Here is a 12,242-nt window from a genome sequence, read left to right as displayed (position 1 = left end):
AAAGGAGGCTGCCGAGTTGCTTTCGCAATCTACCGCTATCCCACAGCCTGAGACACCGAGGCCCGGAAACGCGACAGCGCCAAGGCAAAGAACAGGCCGCCGACCCCGACGATCACGGCGAGGTTCGGCCAGATGATGTCAACGCCGGCACCGCGGAATAGAATGGCCTGGGCGATCTTGACGAAATGCGTCGAGGGCACGGCTTGCATGGCAATCTGCAGACCCCGCGGCATGCTTTCGAGCGGCGTATAGCCGCCGGAGAGCAAAATCATCGGTAGCACTACGAGGATGAAGAGCAGGCCGAATTGCGGCATGGACCGCGCAACCGTCCCGAGAAGAAGACCCATCGCGGTTGCAAAGAAAAGGTAGAGCATCACGCTCGCCATGAAGAGTGTGAAGGATCCTCCGGCCGGCAGTCCCAGCACGCCGCGCACGATGATCAAGAGCGAAAGCCCGGCGGCGACCATGATAACCAGCCCATTGGCCCAGACCTTTGCCATGGCAATTTCGAAGGGGGACAAAGGCATGACCAGCAAATGGTCGAGCGTGCCGTGCTCGCGTTCGCGAATCACGGCCGCCCCAGAGAGCACAATGGCGAGCATGGTCACGATATTGATGAGCCATGCGACGCCCATGAACCAGGAAGATTCGAGATTGTCGTTAAAGGCGACGCGCGTGCGCAGCGAGACCGGCGGCTCCGGCTGCTTATCGGTACCATAGTAGAATGCATCGGCCTCGTTGGTTATGATTTGTTGAAGGTAACCGGCCCCGATTCCGGCCTGCAGCACAGCCGTGGCGTCGATATTGACCTGGATGGTGGGCGCACGGGCGGCCGAGACATCTGCCTGGAACTTGGGCGGAATATCGAGGACGAATGTATCGCGCCCGTCATCCATCCGCCGGTCGAGCTCTTTCAAGCCGATCTGTTGCGGCGGCTTGAAATAAGGCGGCAGCAGTGCCGCGGCGATATTGTCGGAAAGGCGCGAATGGTCTTCATCAACGATGGAAATCGAGGCGTTGCGCAGCTCATAGGACATGCCCGTCGCCAGGCTATAGATCGCGTAAGAGAAGGCAAATATGATCAGCGCGATCAGCACATGGTCATGGCCCAGGCTGCGGAGTTCCTTAATGCCGAGATTCCAAATGTTCCTGGCCTGGCGCATCAGCGTTCCTGCTTCGGCAAGAAGAAAAGGCTCAACCCGATCAGAACTGGAACAAAGACGGCAAGCTTTAAAAGGTTGGCAGTGAGGTCGGCGAAATCCAATCCCTTTGTGAAAGCCCCCACGCAGATCTTAAGGAAATAAGTCATCGGAAAGCCGTAGCCGATTGCCGCTGCGACGCCTGAGAGCGAAGAGACGGGCACGATCACGCCAGAGAATTGCAGCGCGGGCATGACGGTCAAGATGGCAGTGCCAAACAAAGCGGCGACCTGCGTGGTGGCAAAAGCGGAGATGAGGAGTCCGTAACCGGTCGTCGCGATGCAATAGATGAAGGCACCGAGCGTCAGCGCCAGAAGGCTGCCCTTGATCGGCACCTGGAACAGGAAAACGCCGAGCGCGACCATCGAGACGTAATTCACCATCGCGAGGCCAACATAGGGCAGTTGTTTGCCTAGCAGAAATTCGAGGCGGCTGACCGGCGTTACGTAGAGATTGACGATCGATCCCAGCTCCTTCTCACGCACGATGCTCAGAGACATAAGGGTGGCCGGGATAAAAAGCAGCAACAGCCCGATGACGACAGGCACCATGGTGTAGATGCTTTTAAAATCCTGATTGTAACGGTCACGCATCGCGATCTGAACCGGCTGCCAGATCGTCTGCGCACCGGTCAGGCGCAAATTGAGGTGCGTCAGATAGGTTTGATGGACGCCGTCGAGATAGCCGCGCACCGTTTCCGCGCGGAAAGGCATAGCCCCATCGATCCAGGCCGAGACTTCCGTCGGCGTGCGGCGCTTCACATCGCGGCCGAAGTCGGGCGGGATCTCGATCGCGAAGGAGAGTCTGCCGCTCTTCAGCCCGCGGTTCAGGGCCGCGTAATCGGCAAGAGGTGCTTGCTGGTCGAAGTAGCGCGCATCGGCGAATTCCTCGATATAATTGCGGCTCTCCGGCGTCTGATCGCGGTCGAGCACAGCATATGTCAGATGTTCGACATCCAAGGTAATGCCGTAACTGAAGACCAGCATCAGGAGAACGGTGCCGAAAAAGGAGATCGCAAGGCGGATCGGGTCGCGCAGGATCTGCAGCATCTCGCAACGGGCATAGGCGAAGAGATGCCGCGTGCTGAATCCGAAAGCCGGTTGTAGCGCCGGTTCAAACGTGCGGTTCGAGACGGGCGGCGGTGCGATGACTTCGATCGCCGGAGGAGTTTGCCCTGTCGCCTCCTCGAGATAGGCGATGAACGCGTCTTCGAGCGTGGCTGTTCCGCGTGCCGCGACCAGTGCCGCCGGCGCGGCCGTCGCAAGGATGCGCCCGGCATGCATCAGCGAGACCCGATCGCATCGCGCCGCCTCGTTCATGAAATGAGTGGATATGAAGATCGTGACGCCCTGATTGCGCGAGAGATCGGCCAGCAAGGCCCAGAACTCGTCCCGCGCGATCGGATCGACGCCGGAGGTCGGCTCGTCGAGAATCAACATCTCCGGTTCATGCACGACGGCGACCGCGAGCGAAAGCCGCTGGCGGATGCCGAGCGGCAGGCGATCCGATCGCCCTTCGAGATGCTCGGCCAAGTGGAACGTATCGATCAGCGTTGCGATGCGGGCCTTTGCCTGGTCGTCCGGGATCTGAAAGAGCCGCGCATGCAGTTCGAGATTCTGAAGGACCGTCAGTTCGCCATAGAGCGAAAAGGATTGCGACATATAGCCGACGCGCTGGCGCGTCTCGATATTATTGGCGTCGATCGGACGGCCGAAAAGCAGCGCTTGGCCTTCCGTTGCAGGCAAGAGGCCAGTGAGCATTTTCATCGTCGTCGTCTTGCCGCAGCCGTTGGAGCCGAGGAAGCCGAAAATCTCACCTCGCTCGATGGCGAGGTCGATATGGTCCACCGCGACGAAATCGCCGAATCGCTGGGTCAGGCCATGCGCCTCGATCGCCGGAGGCCCAGGTTGCGGATGCCGCGGCGGAATATCGACGGCGCGGTATCCTTCGCGCGCCGCCTCGGGCAGCAATGCGATAAAGGCCTCTTCAAGGGTCGTAGCGCCTGCCCGCGCCTTCAACGCCGCGGCATCGCCCGTCGCCAGCACGCGCCCGGCGCTCATGGCAACAAGCCAATCGAACCTTTCCGCCTCTTCCATATAGGCGGTCGCAACCAGCACGCTCATTCCGGTGTGCCTCGCGCGCATCACGTCGATCAGTTCCCAGAACTGCCGCCGCGACAAAGGGTCGACGCCGGTGGTCGGCTCATCAAGGATCAAAAGGTCGGGATCGTGGATCAGCGCACAGCACAGACCGAGCTTTTGCTTCATGCCGCCCGACAGTTTGCGCGCTTGCCGGTCGCGAAACGGTGCAAGCCCGGTGCTCTGCAGAAGTTCATCGATCCGCGCCGCGCGTTCTGCCGGGGCCTGGCCGAACAAGCGGCCGAAAAAGTCGATGTTCTCGGCGACGCTGAGCTCCGCATAGAGATTGCTGCCCAGGCCCTGGGGCATATAGGCAATGCGCGGGCAGATGAGGCGCCGGTGCCGCGCGTCGGCAATATCGCCGCCGAGCACGTCCATCGCACCGGTTTGAAACTTGCGCACGCCGGCAATAAGGCCGAGCAACGAGGACTTGCCGACGCCGTCCGGGCCGATCAGGCCGACCATCATACCAGCCGGCAGATCGAGCGAGACATTATCCAGCGCTCGCGTTTCGCCATAGCAATGGGTGACGCCGGTCAGCCGGGCGATGAAGCCGCCATCCGCGGTCATTGCGGCACTTTGACGTGCAGTTGCTCCGGCCACTCGACCTTTGGATCGAACCTTATATAGGCCACTCCGGGCAAGCCGGTCCGCACTTCGGAAATATGCCGTGCCAAAAGCTCGGGCTCGATCCTGACCTTGATGCGGAACATGAGCTTGTCGCGTTCCGAGCGCGTTTCGACCATCTTTGGCGTGAACTGCGACGTCGCCGATACGAAGGTGACATGCCCCGGCACGACCAGATCGGGCAGCGCGTCGAGCACGATTCGGCCTTCATCGCCAAGCGCGATCTTGCCGGTCTGCTCCGTCGGCAGGAACACGGTCATATAGACGTTCGACAGGTCGAGAAGGGTGAAGATTTTGGCGCCGGCGGCGATCACCTCACCGGTATTGACCAGCCGATATTGCACCCTTGCGTCACGCGGTGCCACGAGCACGCCTTCGGCGACAACGATCTTATTATAGGCAACGTCATGCGCCGTCGCCGCTATGGCCTGTTCCGCCTCGGCGATCCTGGCGGTCGCAGCTTTCAGAGCAGCATTGGAACCGTCCAATGCCTGGCGGCGCTGGTCGAGTTGCTCAGTGGTTGAGTAGCCTTTCTGGACTAGGGCCTGTGTGCGATCGAACTGCTGCTGGGCGAGCTTCTGCTGGGTCCTCTGCTGCACCAGGTTGGCAGAGGCTTCTTCCATATAATGCTCTGCCAGCTTCATCTGGGCTTCGGACTTTTGAAGTGTCGCCTCGGTATCGCGCGTATCCATGCGGGCGACGACCTGCCCCGCTTTGACGAGATCGCCTTCATCGACCAGAAGCTCTGCGACGCGCCCGGGATATTTCGGCGTTATGTCGATGTCGTCGGCCTCGACCCGGCCGTTGCCAAAGGCAATGCCCTCAGGGACCCGGAATTGGCGATGCTGCCACCAATACCAGCCGCCAATGCCGCCCAAGATGATGATGAACAGTCCGGCAAGGAAGAACCAACGCCGCGATCGCGACCGCATCACCGGAGTGATCGGCTGCGGCATGAGCGCCAGCGGTTTCGCCACTGGTTGCGCCGCAGAAGGAACCTCGACATTCGACGGCTGAGCCGGTGCGGCCGGATCCTCGCTGCCGGGTTTGACATCCTGCATGAGCGGAACTCCTCGGCTATCAGCTGTCGAAATCGGTCAGCGGGATATTTAGCGCTGCACTATGATGGTGTCTCCACCATGATAAACGGCAGCCCACATTAGCCTTTATGGACTTTTGTATAAGTAAACACATCAAAAACCCGCCGAATTGTTTGATCTATGTCAACGGTTTCTGAGCTGCGAACATAATAGTCGCCGCGATCTCTGTCTGCGAGATTCACTATCAGTCCTAACCGGCTGTAAGGGATGCCTGCATCGGCGGTCGTGAAAGGTAATATCGGTCGCGTTCCCGCACCGCTGCCTTGCTTATAACGCACAAAAAGGTGTCCCATACATAGTCATGGGACGATGATCACAATGCAAGGCGCGAGGCACGCGACTTTTTGCGAAACGCTCCCAAGGATGAGGCCTGCAAGGCGCCCCCGCCCGCGGCGCCCTATAACAACGGCGTCTATGTGCTCGCGCTTAATCGTCTCCAAGATCATATCGGCGGGGTCTCCCATATGCATCTCGGTCTTTATGTTCGTTATGCCGCATTCTCGTGCGCGCGTGCTCGCATGCAGCAATATCCGCCGACTGATGCCCTCAATGGCATCGCCCTCGGTTACGCCAATGATATCGAGTTCGCGCAGCTGATCTTGGGAGAGCCCGTCTTCACTCACCGTCAGGATAAGAAGCTCGCCGCTTTCGACCTTCGCCAATTCGGCTGCGGTAGCGATGACGCGATCAGTACTTTCCAAACCATCGATCGCTACTAAAAATCTTCGCATCCGCGCCTCGCCGACCCTATAACTATGGATCCGATTAATTTAATCGATGAAAGAAATCGTTGATATAAATCAAGCTTTCTAGCTTTCGTCGTGTAGCTTCTAAGCCGCTTCCCATTATTCGGCGGCGGTCTGCAATCGCCGGGCTGGCCCGGCCTTCCTCACACGCAATGCACGTTCGGCCGGCGACGCATTTGCTGCCGCACCAATGAAGAGCGCGGCTCTAGCCGAGCCGCGTCTTGAGCGTTTGAATGATGATTTCGGTATCGACGGGTTTGAGAAACACGCCCATTATACCCAGCTCATGCAAGCCGACTGAGCCCATGAGCGCGTCGCTTGCCGCGCTCACGACATAGCAAGGGATCTTGGCCCCCTTTGCCATCAGCCTCTCGGAAATCGTCGAGCCGGCATCAAGCCCTTCCGTGATCAATTCCGCAAGGATCGCATCGGGCTTGATCCGCAAAGCGGTCCGCTCGCCCTCCCGGTTGTTCGCTGCCTCTCCGACGGAGAAATTCTCGGCTTCCAATGCCTTTCGCAGAACCGTCCTGGCATGAGGGTCGCCATCGATCAGAAGGATCGTCTTGCGACGGTCGCCGAGCCCGATATTCATGATGCCACCTGCCGGTACAAAACCCGAAGTCTCTCGGTCAACATGGCGAGTGCGACACGCAAATTATTGCTCGCGCCCGTCGTGAGCTCTTCGATGAACTCGAATTCATAGCCGCGGATCGCCAACAGGAAGGCCTGTGGCGATCGGCCGAAATGGCGGCGCGCGATAGAAAGAATGACCTCCGGACGCACGACGTGGCTTGTAAACTCAAAGCTCGACGCCGGTGACAGCTCTTGCACGGCATAGGGCTCCGGCCCGGTCTTGGCCGCATCGACGAACCACACGATGTCATGCTCCGCGACATCTATCGCGTCTTCGATATTCAGCTGATAATTGTCTTGCACCTTGAGATGAGGCCATCCGAGCGCCTCTATCCCGGCGGCCGCCGCCGGACCAAGGCCATCATCCTGGCGGCCGGGATTTCCATACCCCAAGACGAGCACGCGTGGGCCGCCGCAGGACGATATCGCCTTCGGCACTGCGACGTTCATTGCTTCACCTTTTCCGCGATGACGGAACCGTCGGCATCTTCCAGAGTAACGATGAGCGGCATGTCGCCAAGCGCGTGGGTCGCGCAAGAAAGGCATGGGTCATAGGCGCGGATCGCGACCTCGATATGGTTCAGCAATCCTTCGGTGATGTCATGCCCCGTGAGATCGTCGATGGCGACCTTCGTCACCGAACGGTTCATGGCTTCATTATTGTTCGTCGTGGAAACGATCAGATTGGCGCCTGTCACCTGATCGTTCTTGTCGACCGTATAATGGTGGATCAGCGTGCCGCGTGGCGCTTCTATAATCGCCATTCCTTCCGGCCGCCGCTGACCCGTGACCAATAGATCTTTTCCTTGAAGCTCGTCGTCGAACAGCAGGTCCTTGATCGTCTCGGCGCAATGGATCATGCAAATCAACCTTGCCCAATGATAGGCAAGGGTCGCATGAACAAGGCCACCGTTTCCGATCGCCATGAACTCCTTCCGCGCGGCCTCGGCGATCGGCGTGCCGATGAAAGCGCAGCAATTCACCTGCGCCAAAGGACCTACACGATACCAGCCGTTCTCGCGCCCGAGCGACTTAATGTGCGGAAACTTCATATAGCTCCAAGGCCGTACTTCCTCGACGAGATAGTCGCGATAGTCGGCTGGGCGGACGCCCTCGAAGATCGGCTGTCCATCCGCGGCGACGGCGCGCAGCGGACCGTCATAGAGATCCATGCCGCCATCCTTGCCGGTGATGCTCATATAGCTTGACGGGAAGCTTGCGAAACTCTCGTGCAGCGCCTCATGGCCATGGACGAAGGATTTATGAAGTTCGAGAGCGTCGCAGCACCATGCGATGATCTGATCCACGTCTTTGCGCAGTGCATCCCTGTGTTCGACCGAAAGATTCTGGTTCACTCCTCCGGGAACGCATAATCTCGGATGAATGCGCCGCTCGCCGCAGGCCGCGATAACCTCCTGGCCGAATTTGCGAATGAAGATCGCCCATTTGCCGACCTCCGGGAAAGCTTCGATCACACCCAAAATGTTGCGCTGCGCGACCGGCGCTTCGAAGCCGAGCAGAAGATCGGGCGAAGCCAGATGAAAAAAATTCACGGCATTCGACTGCAGCACCTGCCCGTAATGCATCAGCCGCCGCATCTTGTCGGCGGTCGGCGTCACCTGATCGACGCCTGCGACAAGATCCATCGCTTTGGCGGCAGCAAGATGATGGCTCACCGGGCAGATGCCGCAGAGACGCTGAACGATGACGGGAACTTCCCAATACATCCGGCCCTGGATAAACCGCTCGAAGCCGCGAAACTCGACGATGTGGAACCGCGCCTGCTCGACTTCGCCGGCCGCGTTGAGACGGATCGTAACCTTGCCATGGCCTTCAACGCGCGTGACGTGATCGATGACGATCTTGCGCGGTTCGCTTTTAAGCGGTTCCTGGCCGGTCTGAACGTCGTTCATGGTCTATCCTTTTGTGCGACGCTCATCATTCGTATTTGAACATTTCGTAGGGAAGCTCCGGCTTCCGACCCATAAGAAGCGCTTTGAGCCCTTCCCAGATGGCGTCGCCAGAGGGTGGACAGCCCGGCAGGAAGTAATCGATCTTGACGACCTCATGCGCCGGATAGACGCGGTCGAGCAGCAATGGCAGGTCTTCGTCGTTTGGGATCACGCCGGCTCCTTCAAGAGTGGCGCCGTGCAGATAGACCGCTTCGAGGCACTCTTTCAGCCCGATCGTATTGCGCATCGCCGGGACGCCGCCATTGATCGCGCAGGCTCCGACAGACACCAGGATCCGGCAATGCTGTCTGAATTCCCGCAGCTCGCGCACATTATATTCGTTCGAGCATCCGCCTTCGACAAACCCCACATCGACCGGCCGGTCGAAGGCCTTCTTGTCGTCGAGAGGAGATATGTCGAGATCAACCAAATCGGCCAATTCAAGGATGCGCTCATCAATATCGAGCAGCGACATGTGGCAACCAAAGCAGCCAGTCAAAGCGCATGTTGCGAGCCTGGGTTTCGGCAATATTTCATTCATGGCTTGCGCTGCCCTCGCCTTGCTTCGATGTCGCTGCCGATCGGCGCTGTGTCGAAGCGGCGGCTGCCATTCGGAATCTGATAATTTTCGCGCTTGATCACGATGCAGGCGACCGGGCAAACACTCGCCGCCTTGTCGATCGCGGCCATTTGGGTTTCGCCGAGGCCACCTTCGGCATCGACATTGAGCCGCATGGCGATGCCGCGCCCTTCGAAACCGAATATGGTCTTTCCGTCCTCCATCCGCGACGCGCGAATGCAGCGCGAACAGAGAATACAGCGGTCGTGGTCGAGATAGATATCGGGGTGCGTCGCGTCGATCTTGCGGTCGGGCCATTGATAGGGTTGCGTGGGTGCGACCATGCCGAGCCGATAGCCGAGCGCCTGCAATTCGCAATCCCCGCTGGCCACACAGTAGGGGCACGGATGATTGCCTTCGACGAAGAGCATTTCAATGAGCATGCGCCGGTCGTCGTTGAGTTGCGGCGTATTGTTCTCGATCACCATGCCATGGGTGGCCGGGGTCACGCAGGCGGCAGCATTGCGGCCATTGATCTTGCATGTGCAAACCCGGCAATTCCCGGAAGGTTCGAGATCCGGATGGTGGCAAAGACGCGGGATATAGAATCCGGCGGCGTCGCAAGCCTCTATAACCGTCTGGCCTTCAAAGGCCTCGATCTCGATCCCGTCGATGGTAAACTGGAAGGTTTCAGCGCCCAAATCAGCTCTCCTGTCGCACGGGTTCGCGCCCCTGAACTTCGATGGCTTCGCGCAAAGCATCGTCGAGCGAGACACGAGGCACGAAGGCCTCGGGCGCCAGCCTTGCTTCATAAAGCTCGGGAAAGTTCTGCATAGTCGTCAGAATCGGGTTTGGCGCTGTCTGCCCCAATCCGCAGCGGCTCATACGCGCGACGGTATTGGCGAGCGCCTCGGTCGCGCGGATGTCCGCAAGGCTCGCACGGCCGCCTATAATTTTTTCCATTCCCTGCTTCAGCAGCGTTGTGCCGACCCGGCAGGGCGTACACCAGCCGCAGGATTCATCGACAAAGAAATCGGTAAATTGCAGGGCAATGTCGAGCACGTCGCGTTGCGGTCCAAAAATCATGACCGATCCGCCGGTCGAGAGGTCCTCATAGGCGATGCGCCGTCCGAAATCCTTTGGCGCGATCGCCTGACCGGAAGGGCCGCTCATCTGAACAAATGCCGCGCCGGACGCGCCAACAAGATCGAGCATTTCGTTGACCGTAATCCCGAACGGCACCTCGTAAACGCCAGGCCTCTCGCAATCGCCGGAAACAGAGATCAGTTTCGTGCCGGTCGATTGCTTGGTACCGTAACTCGCGAACCAGGGCGCACCTTTCTCCATGATCCGAGCCGCGCAAACGAAGGTCTCGACATTATCGACCGCGCTCGGCTCTTTAAGGTAGCCATGCTCGGTCGGAAAGGGCGGCCGGTCGCGCGGCGCTCCACGTTTGCCCTCAAGCGACTCGATCAGCGCGGATTCCTCGCCGCAAATATAAGCGCCGGCGCCAAGCTGGATCCTGATCTCGAAATCAAATCCCTCGCGGCCGCAAATATTGGCACCGAGCAGGCCGAGGCCGCGACGCGTTTCGAGGATGCGCTGAAGCTTCTCCCACAGATAAGCATATTCGCCCCGGAGATAGACGATGCCATGGCGCGCACCAAGCGCGTAGCCCGCAACCGTCATGCCGTCGAAGACAAGATCCGGGAAATCGGATAGCAGCATGCGATCTTTGAATGTCCCAGGTTCGCCTTCGTCCGCATTGCAGAGAACATAGTGCTCGTTGCCCGCCGACTTGCGAGTCAGACGCCATTTCATGGCGGTAGGAAAGCCAGCACCGCCCCGGCCCCGAAGCTTGGAAGCGGCGATCTCCTCGATCACTTTGTCCGGAGTCAAACTGAGAGCGGCTTTGATCCCCTCGGCTCGGCCTTTTAAATCCGTCAACAAGGGCCCTGGCTGAACGAGACCCGACCGCACCGAGGCTTTTGGCAGGCTCGCCGCTTGCGCCGCACGCGGCGGAAAGGGAGGCAGACTGTCCTTATTTCCAGATTGCCGCAGAGCAGCGACAATGCCGGGAACATCTTCCGGGGCAAGCACTGTCACAATCATGTCATTGACCAAGGCGGCGGGCTCTTGATCCGCCATGCCTATATCGCTCGTCCACTCGAGCGTGAACGCATGATCCGCCGATGTTTCGCCAAGCGATATTCCAAGCGCCTCTTCAAAAGCGCGTGCGACTTCTAGCGCGCCTTTCATCCGTGAAATGGGTGTGTTGGAGAGGCGTATGCGGTTGCGGCCGCGCGGTTCCCGGTCGAGGAACGCATAGAACGACACCATATCCTCGACTTCAACAGGATGAATTGCGAGCCCCGCTGCGATGAGCTGGATCGATTCATCGGAGATATGGCCTAAGCGGTGCTGGACCGCCAAAGCTATATCCATCAGACGGCTGCGATCAGCCGCGAATTCCATGACGATTTCGTTCACGGCCTCGGTGGAGCTATTGGTCATCGATTCATCTTAGCCCAAAAGAACTATCGCCGCGAAGATTTTACAGGCATCAAATCTTGTTTGGTCAAGCCTCATGAGATGCAGCTTGGTCGCGCGTTCATAAATGTTGCAACGAAGTGTCGGATTTTTCCGCTTGGACGATTGGAAATGCCGCCAGCGCTCATGTTGATCGAGAAGCGCCTCGAAAAGTGGTTTCGAATTTAAAGGATCCAAACGGGGGCTCGCCGCTCACCCCTCCCAGGGGCTCCCGGTCGAAATCGACGGCGCGTTTTAGCGGGTTACGGTAAAAATATAGCCCTTGCTGGTGGACACGGCCCAGCCATTGGCGTGCTTGGCGATTTCCGTGACACGTCCGGTTTCGCCTAAAGGCGATCCAATGAACACCAGAGACGCCCCGTAATCCGTTTTGAACATGGCTTTCTGGCCATCCGCATAGCTCAGCCTATAAGTCTTGCTGACATAATCCTGCTGCTCCAGGGACGGATGCGGCGGCTTTTCGGTCACGGAAATGAAGGCGCCATAGGCGACGACTCCGGCGGCCGGCAAAAGAGCGGCTATGGCGAGAAACTTGTTCGTCTGTATAAAAACGAGCGGATGCAATTTAGAGTCTCGGCCGGTAGTCAATCCGAGGCGTCATAATAGACAGTCCGGCTCTATCGTGCGAGCGGGTTTACGCCAAATGATGAACGAGCGGTAATAAATCCGCATCGCTTTTTAGCCGCGGCCGGGTGAAAACCGGGGAGCCGGCGAGAGGTGATACGTGACGAGGCAGAG

General features: G+C 58.9%; 11 protein-coding genes. All 11 read right to left on the bottom strand.

All coding sequences use genetic code 11. The features are described 5' to 3' along the window. Positions 1-35 precede the first annotated feature (35 nt). The 11 genes from A3OQ_RS0108555 to A3OQ_RS0108500 all read right to left on the bottom strand — a co-directional run bounded on the left by A3OQ_RS0108555 (position 36) and on the right by A3OQ_RS0108500 (position 12,068). Entirely contained in the window at positions 36-1,163 is a 1,128-nt protein-coding gene (locus A3OQ_RS0108555) for an ABC transporter permease (RefSeq protein WP_020174969.1), read from the bottom strand. Continuing rightward, positions 1,163-3,907, bottom strand: coding sequence for a ribosome-associated ATPase/putative transporter RbbA (rbbA, locus tag A3OQ_RS0108550; RefSeq protein ID WP_020174968.1), 2,745 nt, complete (start codon positions 3,905-3,907; stop codon positions 1,163-1,165). The genes A3OQ_RS0108555 and rbbA overlap by 1 nt, the downstream gene beginning before the upstream one ends. Further along, complete coding sequence (locus A3OQ_RS0108545) at positions 3,904-5,025, bottom strand: HlyD family secretion protein (protein ID WP_020174967.1); 1,122 nt, start codon at positions 5,023-5,025, stop codon at positions 3,904-3,906. The genes rbbA and A3OQ_RS0108545 overlap by 4 nt, the downstream gene beginning before the upstream one ends. Before the next feature lie 338 nt (positions 5,026-5,363). Continuing rightward, positions 5,364-5,795, bottom strand: a complete 432-nt coding sequence (locus tag A3OQ_RS25345) for a universal stress protein (RefSeq protein WP_083931549.1) — start codon at positions 5,793-5,795, stop codon at positions 5,364-5,366. A gap of 220 nt (positions 5,796-6,015) precedes the next feature. After that, positions 6,016-6,402 (bottom strand): response regulator, encoded by a 387-nt coding sequence (locus A3OQ_RS0108535; protein WP_020174965.1) that lies wholly within the window; start codon positions 6,400-6,402, stop codon positions 6,016-6,018. Next, on the bottom strand, positions 6,399-6,893 hold the full coding sequence (locus tag A3OQ_RS0108530) for a hydrogenase maturation protease (protein ID WP_020174964.1): 495 nt from the start codon (positions 6,891-6,893) through the stop codon (positions 6,399-6,401). Before A3OQ_RS0108530 ends, A3OQ_RS0108535 begins: the two co-directional genes overlap by 4 nt. Then, the gene (locus A3OQ_RS0108525; protein ID WP_020174963.1) at positions 6,890-8,356 is read right to left on the bottom strand and encodes a Ni/Fe hydrogenase subunit alpha; all 1,467 of its coding nucleotides are present in this window, start codon (positions 8,354-8,356) and stop codon (positions 6,890-6,892) included. The genes A3OQ_RS0108530 and A3OQ_RS0108525 overlap by 4 nt, the downstream gene beginning before the upstream one ends. Positions 8,357-8,381: 25 nt before the next feature. Beyond that, positions 8,382-8,936 carry an NADH-quinone oxidoreductase subunit B family protein gene (locus tag A3OQ_RS0108520; protein WP_040579962.1) on the bottom strand — a complete coding sequence of 185 codons (555 nt, stop codon included), beginning with the start codon at positions 8,934-8,936 and terminating at the stop codon, positions 8,382-8,384. Next, positions 8,933-9,655, bottom strand: a complete 723-nt coding sequence (locus A3OQ_RS0108515) for a 2Fe-2S iron-sulfur cluster-binding protein (protein ID WP_020174961.1) — start codon at positions 9,653-9,655, stop codon at positions 8,933-8,935. The genes A3OQ_RS0108520 and A3OQ_RS0108515 overlap by 4 nt, the downstream gene beginning before the upstream one ends. A 1-nt stretch (position 9,656) precedes the next feature. Continuing rightward, positions 9,657-11,468, bottom strand: coding sequence for an NAD(P)H-dependent oxidoreductase subunit E (locus A3OQ_RS0108510; RefSeq protein WP_020174960.1), 1,812 nt, complete (start codon positions 11,466-11,468; stop codon positions 9,657-9,659). A 270-nt stretch (positions 11,469-11,738) separates the two neighbouring features. Further along, positions 11,739-12,068, bottom strand: coding sequence for a hypothetical protein (locus A3OQ_RS0108500; protein ID WP_020174958.1), 330 nt, complete (start codon positions 12,066-12,068; stop codon positions 11,739-11,741). Positions 12,069-12,242 lie beyond the last annotated feature (174 nt).

It is taken from the genome of Methyloferula stellata AR4 (assembly GCF_000385335.1).
Taxonomy (GTDB): Bacteria; Pseudomonadota; Alphaproteobacteria; order Rhizobiales; family Beijerinckiaceae; genus Methyloferula; species Methyloferula stellata.
The sequence above is the reverse complement of the archived record's forward strand: the minus strand, read 5'-3'. Positions and strand labels throughout refer to the sequence as shown.